28 protein-coding genes are annotated in these 26,138 nt (G+C 70.5%); 14 read left to right on the top strand and 14 right to left on the bottom strand.

Translation table 11 applies throughout. From position 1 onward, the window contains the following. The first annotated feature begins 28 nt into the window (after positions 1 to 28). The 6 genes from AMK33_RS10055 (at position 29) to AMK33_RS10030 (ending at position 8,638) form a co-directional block, all read left to right on the top strand. Positions 29 to 769 (top strand): response regulator transcription factor, encoded by a 741-nt coding sequence (locus AMK33_RS10055; RefSeq protein WP_028959305.1) that lies wholly within the window; start codon positions 29 to 31, stop codon positions 767 to 769. Next, complete coding sequence (locus AMK33_RS10050) at positions 766 to 1,878, top strand: HAMP domain-containing sensor histidine kinase (protein WP_073932430.1); 1,113 nt, start codon at positions 766 to 768, stop codon at positions 1,876 to 1,878. Before AMK33_RS10055 ends, AMK33_RS10050 begins: the two co-directional genes overlap by 4 nt. Before the next feature lie 291 nt (positions 1,879 to 2,169). Further along, positions 2,170 to 6,027, top strand: coding sequence for a multifunctional oxoglutarate decarboxylase/oxoglutarate dehydrogenase thiamine pyrophosphate-binding subunit/dihydrolipoyllysine-residue succinyltransferase subunit (locus tag AMK33_RS10045; RefSeq protein WP_073932429.1), 3,858 nt, complete (start codon positions 2,170 to 2,172; stop codon positions 6,025 to 6,027). Positions 6,028 to 6,108: 81 nt separating this feature from the next. Next, on the top strand, positions 6,109 to 6,288 hold the full coding sequence (locus AMK33_RS10040) for a DUF6104 family protein (protein ID WP_023586593.1): 180 nt from the start codon (positions 6,109 to 6,111) through the stop codon (positions 6,286 to 6,288). A 438-nt stretch (positions 6,289 to 6,726) separates the two neighbouring features. Beyond that, on the top strand, positions 6,727 to 7,599 hold the full coding sequence (locus AMK33_RS10035) for a DUF4097 family beta strand repeat-containing protein (RefSeq protein WP_073932428.1): 873 nt from the start codon (positions 6,727 to 6,729) through the stop codon (positions 7,597 to 7,599). A 1-nt stretch (position 7,600) separates the two neighbouring features. After that, entirely contained in the window at positions 7,601 to 8,638 is a 1,038-nt protein-coding gene (locus AMK33_RS10030) for a helix-turn-helix transcriptional regulator (RefSeq protein WP_073932427.1), read from the top strand. Positions 8,639 to 9,169: 531 nt separating this feature from the next. Here AMK33_RS10030 and AMK33_RS10025 read toward each other — a convergent pair. The 4 genes from AMK33_RS10025 to AMK33_RS10010 all read right to left on the bottom strand — a co-directional run bounded on the left by AMK33_RS10025 (position 9,170) and on the right by AMK33_RS10010 (position 12,410). Then, positions 9,170 to 9,733 carry a Clp protease N-terminal domain-containing protein gene (locus tag AMK33_RS10025; RefSeq protein WP_073932426.1) on the bottom strand — a complete coding sequence of 188 codons (564 nt, stop codon included), beginning with the start codon at positions 9,731 to 9,733 and terminating at the stop codon, positions 9,170 to 9,172. Beyond that, positions 9,733 to 9,942, bottom strand: a complete 210-nt coding sequence (locus AMK33_RS10020; RefSeq protein ID WP_030219802.1) for an HTH domain-containing protein — start codon at positions 9,940 to 9,942, stop codon at positions 9,733 to 9,735. Before AMK33_RS10020 ends, AMK33_RS10025 begins: the two co-directional genes overlap by 1 nt. 99 nt (positions 9,943 to 10,041) lie before the next feature. After that, entirely contained in the window at positions 10,042 to 11,007 is a 966-nt protein-coding gene (locus AMK33_RS10015) for a zinc-binding dehydrogenase (RefSeq protein ID WP_073932425.1), read from the bottom strand. A gap of 164 nt (positions 11,008 to 11,171) precedes the next feature. Then, positions 11,172 to 12,410 (bottom strand): NAD(P)-dependent malic enzyme, encoded by a 1,239-nt coding sequence (locus AMK33_RS10010; RefSeq protein ID WP_073932424.1) that lies wholly within the window; start codon positions 12,408 to 12,410, stop codon positions 11,172 to 11,174. 583 nt (positions 12,411 to 12,993) lie between these two features. Between AMK33_RS10010 and AMK33_RS10005 the strand changes: the two genes are divergently transcribed. The 3 genes from AMK33_RS10005 to AMK33_RS09995 are packed head-to-tail and all read left to right on the top strand — an operon-like array spanning position 12,994 to position 15,708. Next, a complete protein-coding gene (locus tag AMK33_RS10005) occupies positions 12,994 to 13,953 on the top strand; it encodes an ABC transporter substrate-binding protein (RefSeq protein ID WP_073932423.1) in 960 nt (319 codons plus the stop codon). Positions 13,954 to 13,981: 28 nt separating this feature from the next. After that, positions 13,982 to 14,911 carry an amino acid ABC transporter permease gene (locus tag AMK33_RS10000; RefSeq protein WP_073932422.1) on the top strand — a complete coding sequence of 310 codons (930 nt, stop codon included), beginning with the start codon at positions 13,982 to 13,984 and terminating at the stop codon, positions 14,909 to 14,911. Continuing rightward, on the top strand, positions 14,908 to 15,708 hold the full coding sequence (locus AMK33_RS09995; RefSeq protein ID WP_073932421.1) for an amino acid ABC transporter ATP-binding protein: 801 nt from the start codon (positions 14,908 to 14,910) through the stop codon (positions 15,706 to 15,708). The genes AMK33_RS10000 and AMK33_RS09995 overlap by 4 nt, the downstream gene beginning before the upstream one ends. A gap of 69 nt (positions 15,709 to 15,777) precedes the next feature. Here the strand turns inward: AMK33_RS09995 and AMK33_RS09990 are convergent, their stop codons facing one another. Then, positions 15,778 to 16,548: a class I SAM-dependent methyltransferase gene (locus tag AMK33_RS09990; RefSeq protein ID WP_073932420.1), complete on the bottom strand. Its 771-nt coding sequence runs from the start codon at positions 16,546 to 16,548 to the stop codon at positions 15,778 to 15,780. A gap of 100 nt (positions 16,549 to 16,648) precedes the next feature. Here AMK33_RS09990 and AMK33_RS09985 point away from each other — a divergent pair, with 100 nt between their 5' ends. Beyond that, complete coding sequence (locus AMK33_RS09985) at positions 16,649 to 17,299, top strand: CGNR zinc finger domain-containing protein (RefSeq protein ID WP_073932419.1); 651 nt, start codon at positions 16,649 to 16,651, stop codon at positions 17,297 to 17,299. On the opposite strand, the gene sodX is transcribed toward AMK33_RS09985, so the two are convergent. Beyond that, positions 17,182 to 17,616: a nickel-type superoxide dismutase maturation protease gene (gene sodX, locus AMK33_RS09980; protein ID WP_073932418.1), complete on the bottom strand. Its 435-nt coding sequence runs from the start codon at positions 17,614 to 17,616 to the stop codon at positions 17,182 to 17,184. The two genes, AMK33_RS09985 and sodX, sit on opposite strands and share 118 nt — an antisense overlap. 146 nt (positions 17,617 to 17,762) lie before the next feature. Here sodX and sodN point away from each other — a divergent pair, with 146 nt between their 5' ends. From sodN to AMK33_RS09960, 4 genes are all read left to right on the top strand, one after another. After that, positions 17,763 to 18,158: a superoxide dismutase, Ni gene (gene sodN, locus AMK33_RS09975; RefSeq protein WP_004983535.1), complete on the top strand. Its 396-nt coding sequence runs from the start codon at positions 17,763 to 17,765 to the stop codon at positions 18,156 to 18,158. A gap of 152 nt (positions 18,159 to 18,310) precedes the next feature. Continuing rightward, positions 18,311 to 18,733 (top strand): helix-turn-helix domain-containing protein, encoded by a 423-nt coding sequence (locus AMK33_RS09970; protein WP_073932417.1) that lies wholly within the window; start codon positions 18,311 to 18,313, stop codon positions 18,731 to 18,733. 9 nt (positions 18,734 to 18,742) lie between these two features. Then, on the top strand, positions 18,743 to 19,174 hold the full coding sequence (locus AMK33_RS09965) for a VOC family protein (RefSeq protein ID WP_073932416.1): 432 nt from the start codon (positions 18,743 to 18,745) through the stop codon (positions 19,172 to 19,174). 25 nt (positions 19,175 to 19,199) lie between these two features. Continuing rightward, entirely contained in the window at positions 19,200 to 19,943 is a 744-nt protein-coding gene (locus AMK33_RS09960; protein WP_073932415.1) for a VOC family protein, read from the top strand. Here the strand turns inward: AMK33_RS09960 and AMK33_RS09955 are convergent. From AMK33_RS09955 to AMK33_RS09920, 8 genes are all read right to left on the bottom strand, one after another. Beyond that, positions 19,940 to 20,167, bottom strand: a complete 228-nt coding sequence (locus tag AMK33_RS09955) for a hypothetical protein (protein WP_073932414.1) — start codon at positions 20,165 to 20,167, stop codon at positions 19,940 to 19,942. The two genes, AMK33_RS09960 and AMK33_RS09955, sit on opposite strands and share 4 nt — an antisense overlap. Before the next feature lie 9 nt (positions 20,168 to 20,176). Then, positions 20,177 to 20,380, bottom strand: coding sequence for a hypothetical protein (locus AMK33_RS43750; RefSeq protein ID WP_073932413.1), 204 nt, complete (start codon positions 20,378 to 20,380; stop codon positions 20,177 to 20,179). 26 nt (positions 20,381 to 20,406) lie between these two features. Beyond that, positions 20,407 to 20,991 (bottom strand): dihydrofolate reductase family protein, encoded by a 585-nt coding sequence (locus AMK33_RS09945; protein WP_073932412.1) that lies wholly within the window; start codon positions 20,989 to 20,991, stop codon positions 20,407 to 20,409. A gap of 133 nt (positions 20,992 to 21,124) precedes the next feature. Then, entirely contained in the window at positions 21,125 to 21,652 is a 528-nt protein-coding gene (locus AMK33_RS09940; RefSeq protein WP_073932411.1) for a hypothetical protein, read from the bottom strand. Positions 21,653 to 21,655: 3 nt separating this feature from the next. After that, the gene (gene ctaD, locus AMK33_RS09935) at positions 21,656 to 23,344 is read right to left on the bottom strand and encodes an aa3-type cytochrome oxidase subunit I (protein ID WP_443030910.1); all 1,689 of its coding nucleotides are present in this window, start codon (positions 23,342 to 23,344) and stop codon (positions 21,656 to 21,658) included. A gap of 139 nt (positions 23,345 to 23,483) precedes the next feature. Continuing rightward, positions 23,484 to 24,020 (bottom strand): hypothetical protein, encoded by a 537-nt coding sequence (locus tag AMK33_RS09930; protein WP_073932597.1) that lies wholly within the window; start codon positions 24,018 to 24,020, stop codon positions 23,484 to 23,486. Positions 24,021 to 24,197: 177 nt separating this feature from the next. Continuing rightward, positions 24,198 to 24,812 carry a GNAT family N-acetyltransferase gene (locus AMK33_RS09925; protein WP_073932409.1) on the bottom strand — a complete coding sequence of 205 codons (615 nt, stop codon included), beginning with the start codon at positions 24,810 to 24,812 and terminating at the stop codon, positions 24,198 to 24,200. Between the two features lie 190 nt (positions 24,813 to 25,002). Continuing rightward, positions 25,003 to 26,058 (bottom strand): family 2 encapsulin nanocompartment cargo protein polyprenyl transferase, encoded by a 1,056-nt coding sequence (locus tag AMK33_RS09920; RefSeq protein ID WP_235618039.1) that lies wholly within the window; start codon positions 26,056 to 26,058, stop codon positions 25,003 to 25,005. Between the last annotated feature and the right edge of the window lie 80 nt (positions 26,059 to 26,138).

Genomic DNA, 26,138 nt, shown 5'->3' with positions numbered 1-26,138 from the left:
CGGAAAAAGCACACCTCAGGGGCGGGCGATGGAGCAGACACAGACCTCCCACAACGGCACGGCCACGACCACCCCCGGCGCCCAGCGCCGGGTCCTGGTGGTCGAGGACGACGCGACGATCGTGGACGCCATCGCGACTCGCCTGCGCGCCGAGGGATTCCTGGTGCAAACGGCGGGCGACGGCCCGTCCGCGGTGGACACGGCGGAGGCCTGGCAGCCCGACCTGCTGATCCTCGACATCATGCTGCCCGGCTTCGACGGCCTGGAGGTCTGCCGGCGCGTACAGGCCCAGCGGCCGGTGCCGGTGCTGATGCTCACCGCGCGTGACGACGAGACCGACATGCTGGTCGGGCTGGGCGTCGGCGCCGACGACTACATGACGAAGCCCTTCTCCATGCGGGAGCTGGCGGCCCGCGTGCACGTACTGCTGCGCCGCATGGAGCGGGCCGCCCTCGCGGCGACGACCCCGCGCAGCGGCATCCTGCGCCTGGGCGAGCTGGAGATCGACCACGCGCAGCGCAGGGTGCGGGTGCGCAGCGAGGACGTCCATCTGACGCCCACCGAGTTCGACCTCCTGGTGTGCCTGGCGAACACGCCCCGCGCGGTGCTCTCCCGTGAGCAGCTGCTGGCCGAGGTGTGGGACTGGGCGGACGCCTCCGGCACCCGCACGGTCGACAGCCACATCAAGGCGCTGCGCCGGAAGATCGGCGCCGAGCGCATCCGCACCGTGCACGGCGTGGGCTACGCCCTGGAGACGCCGACGCCATGAGCGACGGTCCGGCCGGACGCAGAGGCCCCGGGGCGCGGCAGCCCTGGGGTGGTGTACGCCCGTTCTCGATCAAGACCAAGCTGGGTGCGCTGGTCGTCGTCTCGGTCCTGATCACCACGGGACTGTCGGTGATCGCCGTGCACACCAAGACGGAGCTGCGCTTCATCACGATCTTCTCGATGATCGCGACGCTGCTCATCACGCAGTTCGTGGCGCACTCGCTCACCGCGCCGCTGGACGACATGAACGCCGTGGCCCGTTCCATCTCGCACGGCGACTACACCCGCCGGGTGCGCGAGAACCGCTGGGACGAGCTCGGCGACCTGGCCCGGACGATCAACGTCATGGCCGACGAGCTGGAGGCCCAGGACCGCCAGCGCAAGGAGCTGGTCGCCAACGTCTCGCACGAGCTGCGCACGCCCATCGCGGGTCTGCGCGCGGTGCTGGAGAACATCGTCGACGGCATCACCGAGGCCGACCCCGAGACGATGCGCACGGCCCTGAAGCAGACCGAGCGGCTGGGCCGCCTCGTGGAGACGCTCCTCGACCTGTCCCGCCTGGACAACGGCGTGGTGCCGCTGAGGAAGCGGCGGTTCGAGGTGTGGCCGTACCTGTCCGGGGTGCTGAAGGAGGCCAACATGGTCTCCACGGCCCGCGCGGGCATGGCCTCAGGATCGGGCAGCCACACCCGTACGGACGTCCATCTGCACCTCGACGTGTCGCCGCTGGAGCTCGTCGCGCACGCCGACCCCGAGCGCATCCACCAGGTCGTCGCCAACCTCATCGACAACGCGGTCAAGCACAGCCCGCCGCACGGCCGGGTGACGGTCCGGGCGCGGCGCGGGGACCAGCCGGAGTCGCTGGAGCTGGAGGTGCTGGACGAGGGGCCCGGCATTCCGCGGACCGAGTGGCACCGCGTCTTCGAGCGGTTCAACCGGGGCAACGTCAACCGGCCGCACGGTCCGGGCAGCGACGGCGGCACCGGTCTCGGCCTGGCGATCGCCCGCTGGGCCGTCGATCTGCACGGCGGCCGGATCGGAGTGGCCGAATCCGAGCGGGGCTGCCGGATTCTCATCACTCTTCCGGGAGCGTCATCCGTACCGAGTTGACGTAAAGTTCGAAGCGGAGCCGCAAGATCCACCGGCGTTCGTCCTGACGGACACGTGTGATCAGGCAGAGGCCCGCGCGAGCTGCGCGCCGGGGCCCGTCCGAGCGATCCCTGAAGCGGCCCGGAGACTCGGAACCAGGGTTGTTTCCCGCCATTTCCCGCGCCGAAACACCCGCCGCGATGTGACTTACACGACGATGGACGGGCCCGGCCTGACCTTCTCGCTCTCGGGGGCGTAGCCTTTATTTCCGCTGTCCATCATCTTGCGAAGCGGAAGAGGGCGGTTGACGCCGTGTCGCCACAGTCCCCCAGTAACTCGAGCATCTCGACCGACACCGACCAAGCGGGTAAGAACCCCGCTGCGGCCTTCGGTGCCAACGAATGGCTCGTCGACGAGATCTACCAGCAGTACCTCCAGGACCCGAACTCGGTGGACCGAGCCTGGTGGGACTTCTTCGCCGACTACAAGCCGGGCGCGCCTGCGACCTCGGCTCCGGCGGGTACCGCGGCCGCGGGGGCCGCGGGAACCACCACCACCCCGGCTCAGCCGGCCGCCCCGGCCCAGCCCGCCGCGCCCGCTCCGGCGGCCGCGCGGCCCGCCGCCGCACCCGCCGCTCAGCCGGCCGCCAAGGCGCCCGCCGCCCCGGCCCAGGCTCCGGCCCCCGCCCCGGCGAAGGCCGCCGCGCCTGCCGCGCCCGCCGCCGCGAAGCCGAAGCCCGGTGCGAGCACCGGCTCCACCGGAGCGGCTGACGCCGCGCGAACGTCTGCCACCGAGGCCAAGGCCGGCCCCGAGCAGGTCACCCTGCGCGGCCCGTCCGCCGCCGTGGCGAAGAACATGGACGCCTCGCTGGAGCTGCCCACGGCCACGTCCGTGCGCGCGGTCCCGGTGAAGCTGCTGTTCGACAACCGCATCGTCATCAACAACCACCTCAAGCGGGCCCGGGGCGGGAAGATCTCCTTCACGCACCTCATCGGCTACGCGATGGTGCAGGCCATCAAGGCCATGCCGGCGATGAACCACTCGTTCGCGCGGGTGGACGGCAAGCCGACCCTGGTGAAGCCGGAGCACGTCAACCTCGGTCTGGCCATCGACCTGGTGAAGCCCAACGGCGACCGCCAGCTGGTCGTCGCGGCCATCAAGAAGGCCGAGACGCTGAACTTCTTCGAGTTCTGGCAGGCCTACGAGGACATCGTCCGTCGCGCCCGCGACAACAAGCTGACGATGGACGACTTCACCGGTGTCACGGTCTCCCTGACCAACCCCGGCGGCCTCGGCACCGTCCACTCCGTGCCGCGCCTGATGCCCGGCCAGTCGGTGATCATGGGCGTCGGCTCCATGGACTACCCGGCGGAGTTCCAGGGCACCTCCCAGGACACCCTGAACAAGCTCGGCATCTCCAAGGTCATGACGCTCACGTCGACCTACGACCACCGGGTGATCCAGGGCGCCGCCTCCGGCGAGTTCCTGCGCGCGGTCGCCAACCTCCTGCTCGGCGAGAAGAACTTCTACGACGAGATCTTCGAGGCGCTGCGCATCCCCTACGAGCCGGTCCGCTGGCTCAAGGACATCGACGCCTCCCACGACGACGACGTCACCAAGGCCGCCCGCGTCTTCGAGCTGATCCACTCCTACCGGGTCCGCGGCCACGTCATGGCCGACACCGACCCGCTGGAGTACCGCCAGCGCAAGCACCCCGACCTGGACATCGTCGAGCACGGCCTCACCCTGTGGGACCTGGAGCGCGAGTTCGCCGTCGGCGGCTTCGCCGGCAAGTCCCTGATGAAGCTGCGCGACATCCTCGGCGTGCTGCGCGACTCGTACTGCCGCACCACCGGCGTCGAGTTCATGCACATCCAGGACCCCAAGCAGCGCAAGTGGATCCAGGACCGCATCGAGCGCTCGCACACCAAGCCGGAGCGCGAGGAGCAGCTGCGCATCCTGCGCCGGCTGAACGCGGCGGAGGCCTTCGAGACCTTCCTGCAGACGAAGTACGTCGGCCAGAAGCGCTTCTCGCTGGAGGGCGGCGAGTCCGTCATCCCGCTGCTCGACGCGGTGCTGGACTCGGCCGCCGAGTCCCGCCTGGACGAGGTCGTCATCGGCATGGCCCACCGCGGCCGGCTGAACGTGCTGGCGAACATCGTCGGCAAGTCGTACGCGCAGATCTTCCGCGAGTTCGAGGGCAACCTCGACCCGAAGTCGATGCACGGCTCCGGCGACGTGAAGTACCACCTGGGCGCCGAGGGCACCTTCACCGGCCTGGACGGCGAGCAGATCAAGGTCTCCCTGGTCGCGAACCCCTCGCACCTGGAGGCGGTCGACCCGGTCCTGGAGGGCGTCTCCCGCGCCAAGCAGGACATCATCGGCAAGGGCGGCACGGACTTCACCGTCCTGCCGGTGGCGATCCACGGCGACGCGGCCTTCGCGGGCCAGGGCGTGGTGGCCGAGACCCTGAACATGTCGCAGCTGCGCGGCTACCGCACCGGCGGCACGGTCCACGTCGTCATCAACAACCAGGTCGGCTTCACCGCCGCCCCGGAGTCGTCGCGCTCGTCGATGTACGCGACGGACGTGGCCCGCATGATCGAGGCCCCGATCTTCCACGTGAACGGCGACGACCCGGAGGCCGTGGTCCGCGTCGCGCGGCTGGCCTTCGAGTTCCGCCAGGCGTTCAACAAGGACGTGGTGATCGACCTCATCTGCTACCGCCGCCGCGGTCACAACGAGTCGGACAACCCGGCCTTCACTCAGCCGCTGATGTACGACCTGATCGACAAGAAGCGCTCGGTGCGCAAGCTCTACACCGAGTCCCTCATCGGTCGCGGCGACATCACCCTGGAAGAGGCCGAGCAGGCGCTCCAGGACTACCAGGGCCAGCTCGAGAAGGTCTTCACGGAGGTCCGCGAGGCCACCTCGCAGCCGGCCACGGTCGAGCCCTCGGACCCGCAGGCCGAGTTCCCGGTCGCCGTGAACACCGCGGTGACCACGGAGACCGTCAAGCGGATCGCCGAGTCCCAGGTCAACATCCCCGACCACATCACCGTCCACCCGCGTCTGCTGCCGCAGCTCCAGCGCCGGGCGGCGATGGTCGAGGACGGCACGATCGACTGGGGCATGGGCGAGACCCTCGCCTTCGGCTCCCTGCTCCTCGAGGGCGTCCCGGTCCGGCTCGCCGGCCAGGACTCCCAGCGCGGCACCTTCGGCCAGCGCCACGCGGTCATCATCGACCGCAGCACGGGCGAGGAGTACACGCCGCTGCAGTACCTCTCCGAGGACCAGTCGCGGCTCAACGTCTACAACTCCCTGCTGTCCGAGTACGCGGCGATGGGCTTCGAGTACGGCTACTCGCTGGCCCGCCCCGACGCGCTCGTGCTGTGGGAGGCGCAGTTCGGCGACTTCGTCAACGGCGCGCAGACGGTCGTGGACGAGTTCATCTCGTCGGCGGAGCAGAAGTGGAGCCAGACCTCCGGTGTGGTCCTGCTCCTCCCGCACGGCTACGAGGGCCAGGGACCGGACCACTCCTCGGCCCGCCCGGAGCGGTTCCTGCAGCTCTGCGCCCAGAACAACATGACGGTCGCGATGCCGACCTCGCCGTCGAACTACTTCCACCTCCTGCGGTGGCAGGTGCACAACCCGCACCACAAGCCGCTGGTCGTCTTCACCCCGAAGTCGATGCTGCGCCTGAAGGCCGCGGCCTCGAAGGCGGAGGAGTTCACCACCGGCCAGTTCCGCCCGGTCATCGGCGACGCCTCGGTCGACCCGGCCGCGGTCAAGAAGGTCGTCTTCACCGCCGGCAAGGTCTACTACGACCTGGAGGCCGAGCGGCAGAAGCGCGGCGCGACGGACACCGCGATCATCCGCATCGAGCGCCTGTACCCGCTGCCGGGTGCGGAGCTCCAGGCGGAGATCAAGAAGTACCCGAACGCCGAGAAGTACCTGTGGGCCCAGGAGGAGCCGGCGAACCAGGGTGCCTGGCCGTTCATCGCGCTCAACCTGATCGACCACCTCGACCTGGCGGTCGGCGCCGACGTCCCGCACGACGAGCGTCTGCGCCGCATCTCGCGGCCGCACGGCTCGTCCCCGGCGGTCGGCTCCGCGAAGCGCCACCAGGCCGAGCAGGAGCAGCTGGTGCGCGAGGTCTTCGAGGCGTAACCGGCAGCGGTACGCGCGCGGGCCGCACCCCTCTCACGGGGGGTGCGGCCCGCCCGTTTTCCCGCACATATCCTTGACCTCATGTACTTCACGGACCGTGGCATCGAGGAACTGGAGAAGCGGCGCGGGGAGGAGGAGGTCACCTTCGAGTGGCTGGCCGAACAGCTCCGCACCTTCGTCGACCTCAACCCCGACTTCGAGGTCCCGGTGGAACGCCTGGCCACCTGGCTGGCCCGCCTGGACGACGAGGACGAGGAGTAGTCCCCATCGGGGGCAGTGCCCCGTCACCCTGACCACACCCACCCCCACACCGCATCGGCCGCGAGCAGCCGCGTTCCCGCAGGCATTCGCGCTCCCTCGGGCAGTCGCTGCCGTCGCCCCGCGACCCTCGGGCAGTCGCTGCCGCCGCCCCGCGACCCTCGGGCAGTCGCTGCCGTCGCCCCGCGCTCCGCGGGCAGTCGTGCCGCTGGGGCGGCACGGGTGGACGCGACGGCACCCCGCAAGCGCCGGGCTGCGCGAACACTCCCCGCCCCCGCACCAGCACCGGCGCCACATCACCCTCGGCACACCCACGACTCACAAGCCGACGGATCACCGGGACGAGTGTCTTGACTTTCCCCTGCCGCGATATATCGTGAATCACGTAAGACGCGATATGCCGCGTCGCCGTCGACCGCTACGTTCCCAGGAGGTCCCTCCATGCCCGAATGGTCCGTCGCGGAACCCACAAAGCTCACCTTCGACACCCCCGTGAGCAACCTGCACGTCCGCATCGTCAACGGCACCGTGAACATCGTCGGCACCGACGACCCCTCCGCCCACCTCCAGGTCTCCGAGATCGACGGCCCACCCCTCGTGGTCACCCAGCGGGACGGCACCCTCACGGTCGCCTACGACGACCTCCCCTGGAAGGGCTTCCTCAAGTGGCTGGACCCCAAGGGCTGGCGCCGCAGCGCGGTGGTCTCCCTGGCCGTCCCGGCCCGGACCCGGGTCGAGGTGGGCGTGGTCGGCGCCGGCGCCGTGGTCTCCGGCATCCACGGCCCCGCCGCGGTGAAGGGCGTCGCCGGCGACACCACCCTGGTCGCCCTGTCCGGCCCGGTCCACGCGGACACCGTCTCGGGGAACGTGGAGGCCCAGTCCGTCACCGGCGACCTCCGCTTCGCCTCCGTCTCCGGCGACCTCACCGTCGTCGAGGGCTCCGGCTCCTCCGTACGGGCGGACACGGTCAGCGGCTCCATGATCGTGGACCTCGACCCCGACGGCCCCACCGACGTCAAGCTGACCAGCGTCTCGGGCGAGATCGCCATCCGGCTGCCGGACCCGGCGGACGCCGAGGTGGAGGCCAACACCGCGAGCGGCGCGATCTCCAACGCCTTCGACGACCTCCGGGTACAGGGCATGTGGGGCGCCCACAAGCTCACCGGCCGTCTGGGCGCGGGCAGCGGCAAACTGCGCGCCACCACCGTCTCCGGCTCCATCGCCCTGCTGCGCCGCCCGGCCGCGGAGGACGAGCCCGAACCGCGGGACGGCACGGGAGACAATGCCGGTACGACCGACAAGAAGGTGCTCTGACATGCCCCCCGTCTTCGCCCACGGACGCCTCCGCCTCTACCTGCTGAAGCTGCTGGACGAGGCCCCGCGCCACGGCTACGAGGTGATCCGCCTCCTCGAAGAGCGCTTCCAGGGGCTGTACGCGCCGTCGGCGGGCACGGTCTACCCTCGCCTGGCCAAGCTGGAGGCGGAGGGCCTGGTCACCCACACCACCGAGGGCGGCCGCAAGGTGTACTCCATCACGGACGCCGGCCGCGCCGAACTGGCCGACCGCAGCGGCGAACTGGCCGATCTGGAACTGGAGATCCGGGAGTCGGTCGCCGAGCTGGCCGCCGAGATCCGGGCCGACGTCAGCGGCGCGGCGGGCGATCTGCGCCGCGAGATGCGGGCCGCGGCCGGCAAGGCCCGCCAGAACCGTACGGGCGGGGCGTCCACCGAGGAGGAAGGCGCTTTCGGCGACTTCGGGGTCTTCGGCAACAAGGACGCCTGGCAGGCGGCCAAGGAGGAGATGCGCCGCGCCAAGCAGGAGTGGAAGGAACAGGCCCGCCGCGCCAAGGACGAGAGCCGCCGCTCCCGCGAGGAGGCCCAGCGCGCCCGCCGCCAGGCCAAGGAGGCCCAGGACAGGGCCCAGGAGGAGGTGCAGCGCATCGTGCGCCAGGTCCAGGAGCAGGTGCAGGACCACTTCGCCCGGGGCGACTGGCCGACGGGCCTGCGGGAGGGCCTCGGTGAACTGGCCAAGGAGATGAGCGGATTCGGCAAGGACTTCGCCTTCGGCCGCACCGGCGCGGGAACCTCCGGCAAGACCTCGGAGCCGTCGTACTCCGAGACACCCGAGGACTTCCCCGCCGACTACACCCCGGCCTGGGCGCACGAGGACACCGCGGACTCCACCGGCGACCCGGCCCGCGACCTCGACCGCCTGCTGGACCGCTTCCGGGACGACATCCGCGACGCGGCCCGCGACCACGGAGTCACCCCGGACCAACTCCGCGACGCCCGCCGCCACCTGTCCACGGCAGCGGCCCACATCGGGGTGATCCTGCGCACGCCGAAGCGGTAAGCGTCTCTGGTCGGCTCAGTGATCCCCTGTGTCGCTCAGGGACACAAGCCGATCGCCTTCGTGCCCCGGTGCTGAACAGCGGGAGTCGTCAGCCCTCGTGACACGTCCCTCCGGACGCTGGTCGGTGAGCTCTCGCGACCTCACCGAGGAGGGTGCCCGACGTCGCCTGGGCGCCGGGCGTGCGCGTGACAATCTGCCGCAGAACCACTACGGATCGCTGATCTGACCGGTGCCCCTCTGACGATCCCGGCAGGAACGCACCGAACCCGACCATGGCCCCACAACCGCCCTGCCCACCCGAACAGAGCCGAAGCCCTCCGGGCCCACCCACCTCGGCGAAAGCCCGGCCCGACGGAAACACACCAGGCCCGATAAAGCCCGGCCGTGGCCGCAAGACCGACCCGCCCGCCCAGACCAGGCCGAAGCCCTCCGGGCCCACCCACCCCCCGACGAACCCAGGCCCGGCGGGACACCCCGGCCCCGACCGGACCGGCTCGGGTCACTCCGCCTCGGGCTGGGTCTGCGCCGGGGTCAGCCCGCCTTGGCCTCGCCGCCCCCGTGGAGGACCCGGGTCACGGACTCGTGCGTCACGCCGTGGTCGGCGAGGACCTCGGCGGGGACGCCGGGGCGGGTCGTCAGGGCGAGCAGAAGGTGCTCGTCGCCGATACGGCGGTCGCGCAGGGCGGTGGCGGCGCGCAGGGCGCCCGTGAGGACGTCCTTGGCCGCGCGGTCGAAGGGCCGGTGTCCCGACCTCCGGCCCCCGGCCTTCCGGTCGCCGGACATCGCCCCGGCCCCGTGCACCTCCTCCACCCGGGCCACGATCTCCGACACGTCGATGCCGAGCCCGGCGAGGGCGTCGGTCTCGGCCTGCGTCAGCCCGGCCCGCCGCCGCGCCTCCCCCAGCGCCGCCCGCACCGACTCCCGTCGCTCACCGGCACCGAGGGCGGCCAGCGCGAACGAGGCCCGGCTCCCTTCCCGGTCGAGCAGGGCCAGCAGCAGATGCTCGGCACCGACCCGCTCGGCCCCCGCCTCCTCCGCGTGCCCGACCGCCCCCTTCACCACATCGCGGGCGTCCTTGGTGAACCGCTCGAACATCAATGCCTCCCGTACTTCTTGTGCACGGCCTGCCTGCTGACTCCGAGTTCGGTGGCGATCTCCTGCCACGACCAGCCCTGATGGCGCGCGTTGCGCACCTGCACGGTCTCCAGTTGCTCCAGCAGCCGGCGCAGGGCGGCGACGGCCCGCAGGCCGACCCGTGGGTCGCGATCGCCCGCCCGCTCGGCGAGGTCGGTTGCCTCAGTCATGGTGTCAACATACGTTGACACTCCGCCTCCGTCAACCCCGGTTGACATGCCGACGGCCGGCCCGGAGACCCGGGCCGGCCGTCGAGGCGAGCCTCCCCCTCAGGGGTTCGTGAGCACGATCTTGCCGAACTGCCCGCCGGAATCCATCCGCTCGAAGCCCTCCCGGGCCCGGTCCATGGGCAGCACCTCGTCGATGACGGGACGCACCCCCGTGGCGGCGCAGAAGGAGAGCAGGTCCTCCAGCTCGTCCTTGGTGCCCATGGTCGACCCGACGACCTTGAGCTCCAGGAAGAAGATCCGGGTCAGCTCGGCGTGCGAGGGTCGGTCACCACTGGTGGCACCGGAGATGACCACCGTGCCGCCGGGCCGCAGCGACTTCACCGAGTGGGACCAGGTGGCCGCCCCCACGGTCTCGATCACCGCGTCGACCCGCTGCGGCAGCCGCGCCCCGGTCTCCACGGCCTCCACGGCCCCGAGTTCCAGGGCCCGCTTCCGCTTGGCCTCGTCCCGGCTGGTGGCGAAGACCCGCAGCCCCGCGGCCTTGCCGAGCACGATCGCGGCGGTGGCGACGCCACCCCCGGCCCCCTGCACCAGTACGGAATCCCCGGGCCGCACCCCGGCGTTGGTGAACAGCATCCGGTACGCGGTCAGCCAGGCGGTCGGCAGACAGGCGGCCTCCTCGAAGGAGAGCTCCTTCGGCTTGGGCAGGACGTTCCAGGTGGGCACGGCGACCTGTTCGGCGAACGTGCCCTGGTAGCGCTCGGTCAGGATGGACCGGGGCTCGCGGGGACCCACCCCGTGGCCGCTCTGTCCGATCACCGAGTGCAGGACGACCTCGTTGCCGTCCTCGTCGACGCCGGCGGCGTCGCAGCCGAGGATCATCGGCAGCTTGTCCTCCGCGAGGCCCACGCCCCGCAGGGACCAGAGGTCATGGTGGTTGAGGGAGGCGGCCTTGACCGTGACGGTGCTCCAGCCGGGCCGGGGCTCGGGAGCGGGACGCTCTCCCGTCTCCAGACCCGCGAGCGGCTGGTCGCGGTCGATTCGGGCGGCGTAGACAGCGAACATGACCTTGACGATAGGTTCCCCGCCCCGCCGAAGGAACCAGGCCCCGCTGTGAGACACGCCCTCTTGCCACACGGTGGGATCCGCCACCCGGGCGGCCCAAGCCTCCGGAAAAAGAAACCGGCCCCGTCCACTCGGGGACGGGGCCGGCCGACGATCCGCGCGCTTCAGCGGCGGGCGACACCCTCCGCCCGGGCGGCCGCGGCCACCGCCGCCGTCACCGCGGGGGCGACCCGCTCGTCGAACGGGGACGGGATGACGTAGTCGGCGGCGAGATCGTCACCGACCACCGAGGCCAGCGCCTCGGCCGCCGCCAGCTTCATCCCCTCGGTGATCCGGGAGGCCCGCACCTGGAGCGCCCCCGCGAAGATGCCGGGGAACGCGAGCACGTTGTTGATCTGGTTCGGGAAGTCCGACCGCCCGGTGGCCACGACCGCCGCGTACTTGTGCGCGACCTCCGGGTGCACCTCCGGGTCGGGGTTGGCCATGGCGAAGACGAACGCGCCCTCGGCCATCGACGCCACCGCCGGCTCCGGCACCGTGCCGCCGGAGACGCCGATGAAGACGTCGGCACCGGCCAGCGCCGACTCCAGCGATCCGGAGAGGCCGGCCTTGTTGGTGAACGACGCCAGCTCCGCCTTGATCGGCGTGAGGTCCTCGCGGTCCCGCGACACGACGCCCTTGCGGTCGGCCACGGCGACATCGCCGATACCGGCCTCGATCAGCATCTTGGCGATCGCGACACCCGCGGCGCCCGCGCCCGAGATCACGGCCCGCAGCTCACCGAGCGTCCGTCCGCTCAGCCGCGCCGCGTTCCGCAGCGCCGCCAGGGACACGACCGCCGTGCCGTGCTGGTCGTCGTGGAAGACCGGGATGTCCAGCCGCTCCTGCAGCCGCTTCTCGATCTCGAAGCAGCGGGGCGCGGAGATGTCCTCCAGGTTCACCCCGCCGAAGGACGGGGCGAGCCGGACCACGGTCTCGACGATCTCGTCCACGTCGGTGCAGTTCAGGGCGATCGGGACCGCGTCCACACCACCGAACTGCTTGAAGAGGATGGCTTTGCCCTCCATCACCGGGAGGGAGGCCTCGGGACCGATGTCACCGAGTCCCAGCACGGCCGTACCGTCCGTCACGACGGCGACGACCTGCGACTTCCACGTGTAGTCGTGGACGAGGTCCGGCTGCTCGGCGATCGCGCTGCACACCTTCGCGACGCCGGGCGTGTAAGCCAGGGACAGATCGTCCTTGTCGCGGATCGGCACGGTGGCCTGCACAGCCATCTTGCCGCCGCGGTGCAGCGCGAACGCCGGGTCGAAGGAGTCAAGGGGCTCGGCCCCGTTGCCCTGCTCCGTATGACCGTTCCGGCTTTCGCTGTCGCTGCGAGGATTGACAATCTCCGCTGCCACTTGGTTTTACCCCTTAATTGTTCACGGTTTGAGGGTTGCCACTCCTGGTGAGGGGTGGGCGGGACCGCGCAAGGCCCGGAGGGTTGATGCGTACGGGCCGAACACGACGGGCGCGCCGCACACGCGCCCTGAGCCCCGGATGAGGGGTGTAAAGAACCTTCTTACCGGACGGACGCCGTCGGCGACGAGTCCATAACGCGAAGGTCACATGCCGCCGCTCCGAATTGTCGCTCCATATCAGGACAAGGTCGGGACGGTCTACGAGCAAGCCCACAATCACGACAAAAACCTCGGCGGGCGAGTCCGAATCCTGGGATGAGCCGAAGATCTTCCGGTCGGAACGAATGATTCCCGCAGACTGTCCGGTCAGATGTCCCGGAGTGGTGTGGTTCGGGTGTCACCCGTTATCCGATTTTGACATCGCGGGCCCCCTGAATGGCTCAGACCGAATGGCAAGATGCCGTAATCGCACGAGGTCGCGACACTCGAAGACGTGTGTTCTCGTCGACCTGCGGCGCTGTCGGTACCCATCGGCAGTGGCCCACCCATCGGCATCTCCACCCATCCGCCGGAGGAACCCACCATGACCGCAAGCACCACCCGTCGTACCACCGCCGCGCGTTCCCGTCTTGCAGCGGTCGGCGCGATCGCGGTCGCAGGCGCACTGATTCTCACCGGCTGCGGTGACCAGACGGACAAGAGCAGCGACAGCAACACCGCCGACTCGTCCAACGCGCCGCTCGCCGACAAGCTCCCGGCCGACATCCGCAAGGCGGGCGTCATCAAGGTGGGCTCCGACATCGCGTACCCGCCGGTCGAGTTCATGAAGGACGGCAAGGCCGTCGGTATCGACCCCGACATCGCGGAGGCCCTGGGCAAGCAGCTCGGGGTGGAGTTCGACTTCCAGAACGGCAAGTTCGACCAGCTCATCGTCGGTCTGCAGTCCGACCGCTTCAACGTGATCATGTCCGCGATGAACGACACCGCGGACCGCCAGAACGGCATCGACTCGGACACCGGCAAGAAGGCCGGCGACGGCATCGACTTCGTCGACTACTTCACCGCCGGTACGTCGATCCTCGTCCAGAAGGGCAACCCCAAGGGCATCAAGTCCCTGGACGACCTGTGCGGCCAGGTGGTGGCGCTGCAGCGCGGCACCACCTCCGAGGGCATCGCGAACGCGCAGAACAAGAAGTGCACCGAGGACGGCAACAAGGCGATCAAGCTCCAGACCTACGACACCGACCCCGAGGCGCTGCTCCGGCTGAAGCAGGGCGCGTCCGTCGCCGACCTGAACGACTTCCCGGTCGCGGCGTACAACGCGAAGACGTCGGGCGGCGGCAAGGACTTCGAGGTCGTCGGCGAGCAGATCGAGGCCGGTCCGTACGGCATCGGCGTCAGCAAGGAGGACACCCAGCTCCGGGACGCCCTCCAGGCGGCCATGAACGCCATCATCGAGAACGGCGAGTACACGAAGATCCTGGAGAAGTGGAACGTCACGGACGGTGCGGTGACCGAGGCGAAGATCAACGGCGGTTCCTGAACCTCGGCAACACTGAAGGGCAGTCGCTGTGACAGACACGGTTGACAAGGTTCCGGCGTCATCGGTGCCGCCGGAGCAGATCAAGGCTATCCCGGTGCGCCACTACGGCCGCTGGGTGGCCGGCGCGGTGGTCGTCGCCATCCTGGTGCTGATCGGGATCGCCTTCTCCAACGCGAACATCAACTACGGCATCATCCCCGACTACCTCACGGACGGCACGATCCTGTCCGGCGCCTGGCACACGCTGTACATCTCCGTGCTCGCCATGGTGCTCGGCCTCGTCCTGGGCGTGATCCTCGCGGTCATGCGGATGTCGTCGAACCCGGTCACCAGCACGGTGGCCTACTTCTACGTCTGGTTCTTCCGCGGCACGCCGGTCCTGGTCCAGCTGCTCATCTGGTACAACATCGCGCTGGTGTTCCCCGTGCTCAACCTGGGGTTCTACAAGGACGAGATGAACCAGGTGATGACGCCGTTCCTGGCGGCACTGCTGGGTCTCGGCCTCAACGAGGCCGCGTACATGTCCGAGATCGTCCGCGCGGGCATCCAGTCCGTCGACGAGGGACAGACGGAGGCGTCCCACGCGCTGGGCATGACCCAGTCCAAGACGCTGCGCCGGGTGGTGCTCCCACAGGCGATGCGGGTGATCGTGCCGCCGACGGGCAACGAGTTCATCAACATGCTGAAGACCTCGTCGCTCGCCTACGCGGTGCAGTTCAACGAACTCATCAAGCGGTCCACCGACGTCTCCAGCACCTCGCTGGCGGTGGTCGAGATGTACTTCGTGGCGTCCATCTGGTACCTGGCCCTCACCAGCGTCTTCAGCGTCGGCCAGTACTACCTGGAGCGCCGCTACGCCCGTGGCTCGACGCGTAATCTGCCGCCGACGCCGCTGCAGCGCCTGAAGAAGAACCTCCGCCTGTTCAACTCCTTCGGCCGCCCGGAGGTGACCCGATGAGCAAGATCGGCAAGGACGTGGTGAGCGGCCCGAGCGGTCACCCGATGGTCAAGGCGGAGGGCGTGCACAAGTCCTTCGGCCTCGCGCACATCCTCAAGGGCATCGACCTGGAGGTGAACGCGCGGGAGGTGTTCTGCCTGATCGGCCCGTCCGGCTCCGGCAAGTCCACCTTCCTGCGGTGCATCAACCACCTGGAGAAGATCAGCGCCGGCCGGCTGTCCGTCGACGGCGAGCTGGTCGGCTACCGGCAGAAGGGCGACAAGCTCTACGAGCTCAAGGAGAAGGAGGTCGCGGCGCAGCGACGGGACATCGGCATGGTGTTCCAGCGCTTCAACCTCTTCCCCCACATGACGGCGCTGGAGAACGTCATGGAGGCCCCGGTCCAGGTCAAGCGCGAGACCAGGGCCGTGGCCCGGGAGCGCGCGGAGCGGCTGCTCGACCGGGTCGGCCTCGGCGACCGCAAGGGCCACTACCCCGCCCAGCTCTCCGGCGGTCAGCAGCAGCGCGTCGCCATCGCCCGCGCGCTGGCGATGCAGCCCAAGCTGATGCTCTTCGACGAGCCCACGTCGGCGCTCGACCCGGAGCTCGTCGGCGAGGTCCTCGACGTCATGCGCGACCTCGCCGAGGACGGCATGACGATGATCGTCGTCACCCACGAGATGGGCTTCGCCCGGGAGGTGGGCGACTCGCTGGTGTTCATGGACGACGGCGTGGTCGTCGAGTCCGGCCACCCGCGCGAGGTGCTGACGAACCCGCAGCACGACCGCACCAAGTCGTTCCTGTCCAAGGTGCTCTGACCGCGGACGAGCGCGCACGGCGAAGGGGCGGTACGGACTTCCGTACCGCCCCTTCGCGTTCCCCTCCGGCTACTTCAGCGCCAGCAGCAGGGTGTCCGACGGCGAGCACCACACCGCCCGCGCCTCGCCGAACCCCTTCTCGCGCAGCACGCGCGCGTGCCACGCGGCCGGCGGCATGTCACCGTCGGCGTGCTCACCGTAGATCTCGAAGCGGCGGGCCGTCGGTCCGGCGAGGACCGGGTCCTCCGCCGCGAGCTGCCACCACTGGGTCCAGTCGAGGGCGCCGTCCCGCTTGGCCTGATCCATGCGGGCGTGGCGCAGGGCGCGCTCGGCCGCGTTGATCCGGGGCGTCGTGTCGTCGATCATGTGGTCCGCGTTCATGAAGACACCGCCGTCGCGGACGAGCCCCGCGATGTGCCCGTAGAGATCCGCGAGGGGTTCCCGGTGCAGCCAGTGGAGGGCGGTCGCGGTCAGCACGGCGTCGTAGGAGTCGTACGGCAGTTCCGCCGGCCACTCGGGGTCCTTGAGGTCGGCCGTCACGAAGGAGACCCGCTCGTCCCCCTCGAACGTGCCCTCCGCGATGGCGAGCAGCGCCGGGTCCAGGTCGACGCCGGTGCTGGTGGCGTCCGGGAACCGGTCGAACAGCCGGGCGGTGATGCTGCCCGTGCCGCAGGCGAGGTCGAGCACGCGCGGTGCGGTGCCGACGAGGGCCTCCACCATGTCGAGCATGACCCGGAAGCGTTCCTCACGGTCCGGCATGTACCACTCCTGCTGCCGGTCCCAGCTCTCCTGCCAGGCCCGCCAGTCGGCGGCGGCCGTGGTGGTGTCCGCGTCCGTCATCGAACGCCTCCCTCGCATACGTCCCGTAATACCCTGGGTGCGGAATCGTCCATTACAAGACCGCGCTCCTGACGATAGATCCCCTGCGTAAGGACTACAAGTGGAACTGGCCTATTACTCGGATTACGCCGTACGCCTCGTCAACACCGAGGAACCGGCCCGGGGCAAGGACACGCTCACCTCCGTCGAGGCCGTCCGCGATCTGTTCGGCGCCAACCAGTCGGCCGCCCGGCGCACCACCGACGCCGATGTGACGCGGTTCCGCTCGGTCCGTGCCAGGCTCCGCTCGGTCTTCGAGGCGGCGGACGGCGGCGACGAGACCCTCGCCGTCGACCTGCTGAACTCACTGCTGCTGGAGTTCCCGGTCAGCCCGCAGATCTCCGGCCACGACTTCCGCGACGACGACGGCCGCCCGCTGTGGCACATGCACCTGGCCGACCACCCGTCCAACGCCACCGCCGGCTACGCCGCCATCGCCGCGATGGGCCTGGCCTTCCACCTCACCGAGTACGGCGTGGACCGCCTCGGCCTGTGCGAGGCGTCGCCCTGCCGCAACGCCTACCTGGACACCTCCACCAACCGCTCCCGCCGCTACTGCTCCGACCGCTGCGCCACCCGCGCCAACGTGGCCGCCTACCGCGCCCGCAAACGCCTGGAGGCCGACCGGCCGGAGAGCACGGGCCGGGCCGACGACAGCGCCCAGCCCACCACGGCCAGCGGCGAACGCCGCTCGGAGCCGCGCGGCCGGTAACGGAACCGGACCCGGCCCAGCACCAGCTCGTCGGGCACCACCCCGTAGTCGGTGCTGTCGCCGCCCGCGAACGCGTTGTCCCCGAGCACCCACCAGCCGCCGCCACGCCGCTCGGCGGCCCGCTTGACGACGAGCAGGTCCTGCTGGAACGGATGCCGCAGCACGATCACGTCCCCGCGTTTGACCCGGGCGCCGTAGTGCACCAGGAGCCGGTCCCCGTGGTGCAGCGTGGGCACCATGGACGGCCCGGTCACCTCGGCCACCCCGAAGGGCAGCGGCGCCCTCGCCCGCTCGGCGTCCTGCGACAGCTCCGGCATCACCCGGCACCTCCCCGGTTCTTCCTCCACCAGTCTCAGTGTGACCCCGGACTTTTGTCCTAAGCCCGCGGGGGCACCCGCGAAAAGCCGTCCGTCACGGAGTAATGTCCAGTGTGAGAAGACGATCACGAGGAAGGAAACGCTCCATGCTTTCCCGCCTGTTTGCCCCCAAGGTCAAGGTCAGCGCCCACTGCGACCTGCCCTGCGGCGTGTACGACCCGGCCCAGGCCCGCATCGAGGCGGAGTCGGTGAAGGCCGTCCAGGAGAAGATGGCCGGCAACGACGACCCGCACTTCCAGGCCCGCGCCACGGTCATCAAGGAGCAGCGCGCCGAGCTGGCGAAGCACCACGTCTCCGTGCTGTGGAGCGACTACTTCAAGCCCCCGCACTTCGAGAAGTACCCGGAGCTGCACCAGCTGGTCAACGACACCCTGAAGGCCCTCTCGGCCGCCAAGGCGTCGACGGACCCGGCCACCGGCCAGAAGGCGCTGGACTACATCGCCCAGATCGACAAGATCTTCTGGGAGACGAAGAAGGCCTGACCCGGCCCGACCCGCGTGACGACCGGCGATCGGTGCACCATCGCGGGTTCGCGGACAACTCGAAGGGTCCTGTGCCGTTTCTGTGCGGCCGGGGCCCTTCGGCGTACGCGGGACGGCTGCCGCGGTCACGCGGGACGTGGGATGCTGGGCGGATGGAGCTGGAGGATCTGGTGCGGCTGCGGCGGGCCCGGGACCGGATGGACCGGGAGTACGCCGAGCCGCTCGACGTCCCGGAGCTGGCGCGGACCGCGCTGATGTCGGCCGGGCACTTCCAGCGCAGCTTCCGCGAGGCGTACGGGCAGACGCCGTACGCCTATCTCATGACCCGGCGCGTCGAGCGTGCCAAGGCGCTGCTGCGGCGGGGCGATCTCACGGTGACGGAGGTGTGCATGGCGGTCGGCTGCACCTCGCTCGGGTCGTTCAGCTCGCGGTTCACCGAGCTGGTCGGGGAGACGCCGAGCGCGTACCGGGCCCGGTCGCACGAGGAGAGCGCGGTCATTCCGCCGTGCGTGGCGCGGATGTACACCCGGCCGGTCCGGGGCCGGGCGCGGGTCGATCCGAGCGAAACCTTTTAACGTGGGCGCATGGACACAGGAAACGACGTACGGCTCGCCCAGTGCTTCATCGCCGTCGACGACCACGACAAGGCTCTGGTCTTCTACCGTGACGTGCTCGGTCTCGAGGTCCGCAACGACGTGGGGTTCGAGGGGATGCGCTGGGTGACGGTCGCCTCGCCGGAGCAGCCGGACGTGGAGATCGTGCTGGAGCCGCCCGCCGCGAACCCGGACGCCTCCCCCGGTGACAAGCAGGCGATGGCCGAACTGTTGGCCAAGGGCATGCTGCGCGGGGTCAACTTCACCACCACCGACTGCGACGCCCTCTTCGAGCGCGTCCGCGCCGCCGGTGTGGATGTGCTCCAGGAGCCGGTGGACCAGCCGTACGGGGTGCGTGACTGCGCGTTCCGTGACCCGGCGGGGAACATGCTGCGGTTCATGGAACGGCCCAGGCCCAGGTAGTGGCGTAGCGCTCTACGATCGGGCGATGAGCATCCGCTGGACGTACGCCTTCATCGACCGACCCGCCCTTCAGGCCGGCCCGGCCGCCGAGTTCTGGACGGCGGTCACGGGCACACGGCTGTCCGAAGTCCGCGGGGAGGACGGGGAGTTCGTGACCCTGCTGGCGGACGGCGCCGACGCCTGCGTCAAGCTTCAGGGAGTCGTCTCGGGCGGGGGCGGCGCCCATCTCGACTTCTCCGTGGACGACGTGCCGGAGTTCGTGGCGCACGCGTCGCGGCTGGGCGCGGAGACGGTCGGTGAGCACGAGGGGTGGGCCGTACTGCGGTCGCCCGCGGGGCAGTTGTTCTGCGCGGTGCCCTGGCACGGGGAGTCGGTACGACCGCCCGTCGTGCACGGCAGCCGTCTGGACCAGGTGTGCCTCGATCTCCCGCCGTCCGCCTACGACACGGAAGTCGCCTTCTGGAGCGGGCTGTTGCCCGGCTGGGACGCGGTGCCCGGTTCGCTCCCGGAGTTCCATGTGGTCAGGCCGCCGGCCGGGCTGCCCGTGCGCATCCTCCTCCAGCGACTGGAGGAGGAACGGCCGGTCTCCGCCCATCCGGACCTCGCCTGTGCCGACATCGGGGCGAGCCGGGCGCGGCACGAGGAGCTGGGTGCGGTGTGCGTGGCCGCGTTCGGCCACTGGACGGTGATGAGGGACCCGGCGGGCGGTACGTACTGCCTGACCGGCCGTGATCCGGAGACGGGGGGACTGGCCCGCCGGTCGGACTAGTCGGTGGTGAGGGGGCAGACGACGGCCACCAGGCCGTCCTCGGCGTCCGGCGGCAGCTCGGGTACCGGGCACTCCGGGAAGTGGGGGCTCGGGTCCGGCTCCGTCCTTTCCCAGCCGACCGGAGGCGGCGGTTCGGTCTCGTCCTGCAGCCACAGGGTCAGTCCGCCCCCGACGATCACGACGGCCGTCCAGACGCCCACGCCCCACCGCCACACCACGCCCATGCCGCAACGCTAGCGCTTGGTGGGTGCCCGGTTCACGGATTCCTTCCGGGCTTCCCCTGCTTCTGCTTCGTGGGAGCGGGATTCCCGGCACCCCGGGTTGCGGCACGGGCCGTGCGTCCACACCGGGACCCACGCGCCCAGCGTCTTGTGGCGCCGGACCACCGTCTCCACCGGCTGCCCGCAGACGGGACAGACGGGTTGTTCGCTGTCCATGCCCCCAGGGTAGGCCAGGAGCGGGTTCAGCGCTTCCTGCTGTACGTCCGCACCAGCGCACCGTTGCCGAACGAGCGCACCGACTCCAGCGCGAACTGCGTGATCGCGAAGCCGGAGTCGAACATCGGCATGCCGGAGCCCTGCACGACGGGGTACGTCTTGATGACCAACTCGTCGATCTCGTCGGCCAGTTCGCCGGCGATCCTGGCCCCGCCGCACAGGTAGATGTCGTACGCGCCGTCCTCCGCCTTCAGCGCGCGCACCCGGCCGACCAGGTCGTCCGCGATGATCTCGACGTTGGGGTCGGGCGACTCCCCCAGCGTGCGGGAGGCGACGTATTCACGCAGGTGGGCGTAGGGGCTGGTGATGCCTTCCTTCAGGGCCAGGTCGTAGCTGCCCCTGCCCTGGACGATCGTGTCGAACCGCTTGTTCGGCAGGTCGTCGATGTTCATCTGCCGACGGACAGGGCTCGCGATGGTCTCCGGGTACTCCGACACGAGGAAGCCGAGGAACTCCTCGTCGACGAAGGCGTACATCGCCGACGCGTCGCCCTCCGGGTCCCCGATGAAGCCGTCGATGGAGCAGGCGATGTAGTACGTGAGCTTTCGCAACGCGGCCTCTTTCCGTGGACTGCCTTCGTCTGTACAACTTCAGTTGTAGTACTTCAGTCGTAGTGGTGCAAGGAGGTTCACCGGATCAGGGGCAAGTGGGTGGAGGGATTCCGCATATGGGTGACCTGGACGCCTAGGACCTGGGGTGTCCGCGGCTCGCCGTCGTACGGCGGACCATACGGGTGTGTCGTACGGCGATCACCAGGAAGAGGCCCACGACCAGGGCCGGGACCGTGACGAACACTCCGGGGACGGCGACGGCCGCCGCTCCCGCGACCGGACCGGCGACGGCCAGGGCGGCGACCGCTCCGCGGGAGCGGTGGGCGTCGGCGGGCAGCGGGGCGTGCGGCAGCTGTGCCCACTGCCGGGCCGCCTCCCGCTGCTCACCGGCGCGCCGCACGGCGGCATCGGTCCACAGGGCGGCAGCGGCCGTACCACCCACGACCGCCACCCCCACCGGCACCCACCACGCCGTGGCCACGAGCAGCACCGAGGCGACCGTCCCGAGGGTGCCCCAGCCGGTCAGGCAGGCGAGCGCCGCCGTACGGCGGGACAGCGGCCGGTCGGCTCCGGCGCGCAGGTCGGTGAGGGCCGGCAGGTACCAGACCGATCCGGCGGCCGTCACCACCGCGCACCCCAGCGCCAGTACGGGCTGCGGCATGACTCACCTCGCCGATTCGAGCGCGGCGATCTCGGGGTGGTGCAGGTCGAACGCCGGGGACTCGCTGCGGATCTTGGGCAGGGTGGTGAAGTTGTGGCGCGGGGGCGGGCAGGAGGTCGCCCACTCCAGGGAGCGGCTGTAACCCCAGGGGTCGTCGACGCCGACCGGCTCGCCGCACTTGGCCGTCTTCCAGATGTTGTAGAAGAACGGCAGGATCGACAGGCCGAGCAGGAACGACCCGATGGAGGACAGGGTGTTCAGGGCGGTGAAGCCGTCGGCGGCGAGGTAGTCGGCGTAGCGGCGGGGCATGCCCTCGACGCCCAGCCAGTGCTGGACCAGGAAGGTCAGGTGGAAACCGGCCGTGAGGGTCCAGAAGGTGATCTTGCCGAGGCGTTCGTCGAGCATCTTGCCGGTGAACTTCGGCCACCAGAAGTGGAATCCGGCGAACATCGCGAAGACGACCGTGCCGAAGACCACGTAGTGGAAGTGCGCCACCACGAAGTAGCTGTCGGAGACGTGGAAGTCCAGCGGCGGCGAGGCCAGGATGACACCGGTCAGACCACCGAAGGTGAAGGTGATCAGGAAGCCCAGCGTCCACAGCATCGGGGTCTCGAAACTCAACGACCCCTTCCACATGGTGCCGATCCAGTTGAAGAACTTCACGCCCGTCGGCACCGCGATCAGCATCGTCATGAAGGCGAAGAACGGCAGCAGCACACCGCCGGTGACGTACATGTGGTGGGCCCACACGGTCACCGAGAGGCCGGCGATGGCGATGGTCGCGCCGATCAGGCCCATGTAGCCGAACATCGGCTTGCGCGAGAAGACCGGGATCACCTCGGAGATGATGCCGAAGAACGGCAGCGCCAGGATGTACACCTCGGGATGGCCGAAGAACCAGAACAGGTGCTGCCACAGCAGCGCCCCGCCGTTGGCCGAGTCGAAGATGTGGCTGCCGAACTTCCGGTCGCACTCCAGCGCGAACAGCGCCGCCGCCAGCACCGGGAACACGATCAGCACCAGCAGCGCCGTCAGCAGCACGTTCCAGGTGAAGATCGGCATGCGGAACATCGTCATGCCGGGTGCGCGCATGCAGATGATCGTGGTGATGAAGTTGACCGCGCCCAGGATCGAGCCGAAGCCGGAGAGGGCCACGCCCATGATCCACAGGTCGGCGCCGATGCCCGGTGAGTAGACCGCGTTCGACAGCGGGGCGTACAGGAACCAGCCGAAGTCGGCGGCTCCTCCCGGGGTGAGGAAACCGGCGGCGGCGATCGAGGAGCCGAACAGGAACAGCCAGAAGGCCAGCATGTTCAGCCGGGGGAACGCCACGTCGGGCGCGCCGATCTGCAGCGGCATGATCCAGTTGGCGAAGCCCGTGAACAGCGGCATCGCGAACATCAGCAGCATGATCGAGCCGTGCATCGTGAACGCCTGGTTGAACTGCTCGTTCGACATGATCTGCAGGCCCGGCCGGGCGAGTTCCGCGCGCATCATCAGCGCCATGACCCCGCCGACGATGAAGAACACGAACGCGCTGACCAGGTACAGCGTGCCGATCTTCTTGTGGTCGGTGGTGGTCAGCCAGTCCACCCACGCGGCCCGGCGCACCGCGGGTGCCCCGGCGGCGGTCCCTTCGGGCGGCGGCACCGGACGGGGCCGTCCGTCCTCCGCGGCTTTGACCTTCTCCATGCGTATCTCGTCCACCGGACGTCTTCCTCCCCAGGCTGTTTCGCGCGCCCATGATCGGCGGCGGGGAGAGGGGTCCACATGGGTCGAAGGGTCCCTGCGAGGGTCTCCGGGCAGGGGCCAATGGTCCCTGTTGCCGCCGTCAGCCCTCCGCGCGGAGGGCTGACGGCGCTTCCCGGGCGGCCCCCGCGGGCCACACGATCTCCACGGGGACGCCCCGGGCGCGGGCGTAGGTCACCAGGTGGGCGGTGGCGTCGCGGCCGTTGGACGGGGAACCGTCCCAGACGGCCAGGAGGAGACCGCTGGAGGCGACGAGCCGTTCGTCCGCGCCGATGCAGGAGTCGCGGTCCACCGGGTCGTAGGTCAGCAGGCGCACCTCGTCGGCGAGGGTGAGCAGTTCACCGGCCGCCATCCGGTCCCGCCGGGGCGGCAGGGCGGGCACCCCGATACGTGTGGGGAGCACCACGGCCAGCGGGCACCCCGACGCCCGCGCGGCCCGGCCGGACGCCAGCGGCGTTCCCGCGCCGGTGCGCACCATGGCCACGGCCGGGGCGGGCCGCCGCGCCAGCCGGGTCCGCAACGCGGACTCCACCAGCAGGAGCGTGTCCGGGGTCAGGTCGGCGTGCCCCACCACCGCGATGTTCCCGCCCGTCGTGCCGTCGTCGCCCGTCGTTGTCATCGTCACGCCCCCGCCGGCCTCGTCGTCCGACACCCGCCGGATCCCTCGGTACGGCCGGCGGGCGCTACCCGCGAGCCAGTGAAGTCCTGACGCGCGCCGGCGGCCAGGGCCGAACGTCCCTTTCGGGGTCCCGGACCCGCCGACCGCCGGCTCCCCGGCCCCGGACCGGCCGGTCCGTCAGCCGGTGGTGCGGGGTTCGCGCCACATGGGCCACATGTACGGGCCGTCCGGGAGGGCCAGGGGCTCACCGGCCGGCTCGAAGCCGAGGCGCCGGTACAGCCGGACACTGCGCTCGCTGCTCGCCTCCAGGTACGCCGCCAGCCCCTCCCGGTCGCAGCGGTCGAGGACGGAGCCGATCAGCGCGGTGCCGAGCCCCTCGCCCTGGCGGCCGGGTGCCACGCCGATCATCCACAGGTACGCGTGGGCCCGTCCCGAGGGGTGGATGCCCGCGGTGAGCCGGCCGATCAGCTCCACCCGCTCGTTGTCCGGGTCGACGGCCTGCCGCATCCGCGCGAAACCGTCGTCGTCCGGCTGTTCCTCGCCGTGCCCGGGGTCGTCCGCCGGTACGGACATCCACAGCGCGCACGCCGAGCCGTCCTCGGCGAGGTCGACACGCCCCTCGGCGAGCACGACGTCGGTGAAGGCCGCCATGAGCCTGTGGTGCGTCGTACGGCGGTACTCGTCGCCGGGGAAGACCCAGCCACTGACCGGGTCGTCCTGGAACGCCTCGTCCAGGAGCCGGACGATCAGCTCCCGGTCTCCGCCCCCAGCCGTCCGGATCGCCACACCCATGTCCGCCCCTTCGTCTCAACCGTCGCTGAACGTACGGGCGTTGAGCCTAGTGCGGGACGGGCGCGGGGAGGGCGGGCCCCGCACATCGTGGGGAAGTGCGGGACCCGCCGGGCCGGGACCACGGTGCCGTGCGGGGTCAGGAGCCGCACGGCACCGTGGCTCCGGGGCCGGGGAGACGGCCGAAGGGCCGTCAGGTGGTGCGCCGTGTCACGAACTCGGCCAGGGCCAGCAGCCCGCCCGCCGCCTCCGGATCGGGGACCGCGCGGGCCACTTCCTGCATCGCCCGGGCCATCCGGTCGGCCGCCTGGGTCTGCGCCCAGTCCCGGCCGCCCGCCCGCTCCACGGCCAGCGCGATCTCCTCCAGGTCGTCCTCCTTGTGATGCGGGGTCGCGTACACGGCGGCGAGTTCGGCGGCCTCCGGAGTGCCGGAGGTGAGCGCGGCGACCACCGGCAACGACTTCTTGCGGGCGGCCAGATCCGCGCCGGCCGGCTTGCCGGTGCGGCGCGGATCGCCCCATATGCCGATCACGTCGTCGATGAGCTGGAAGGCCAGTCCCGCCTCCCGGCCGAACCCGTCCAGCGCCACCACGTCCGCGTCCTGGGCGTCCGCGTACAGCGCCCCGATCGCACAGGCGCAGCCGAGCAGGGCGCCGGTCTTGGCCTCGGCCATGGCGAGCGTCTCGGCGAGGGTGACCTCGTCGGGGCCCCGCTGCTCCATGGCCGTGTCGGCGTGCTGCCCCGCGCACAGCTCGACCACGCAGTCCGCGAGCCGGGCCGCCGCCGCCGAGGCCGCCGGATGGGGATCCACGGCGAGCAGCCGCAGGGCGAGCGCCTGGAGGGCGTCCCCGGCGAGGATCGCGTCGGCGTCCCCGAACACCGTCCAGGCGGTGGGCCGGTGGCGACGGGTGGTGTCCCGGTCCATCACGTCGTCGTGCAACAGCGTGAAGTTGTGGATCAGTTCCACGGCGGCAGCCGCCCGTACAGCGGACGCCCGGGCCACGGGCCCGCCCAGGGCGGAGGCCGCGGCGAGCACCAGGGCGGGGCGGATCGCCTTGCCCGAACCGCCCCCGGCAGGGGTGCCGTCCGCCTGTTCCCAGCCGAAGTGGTAGAGCGCGACGCGGCGCATCGGGCCGGGCAGCGAGCCGAGGGCGGCCCGCAGCACCGGGTCGACCGCGGCCCGCGCCCGCTCCAGCAGCATCGTCGCCTCGTGCCCGTCACCGGGCCGTTGCTCTGGCACCGCCGGCATCTCGGCCGTGCTCTCCGCCGTGAGCCCCGTCTTCGGCTCCGTGATGGACTCCGTCATCGGCTTCCCCCTGGGACCGGCTC

Source organism: Streptomyces sp. CB02400, from assembly GCF_001905725.1.
Lineage (GTDB): Bacteria > Actinomycetota > Actinomycetes > Streptomycetales > Streptomycetaceae > Streptomyces > Streptomyces atrovirens.
The sequence above is the reverse complement of the archived record's forward strand: the minus strand, read 5'-3'. Positions and strand labels throughout refer to the sequence as shown.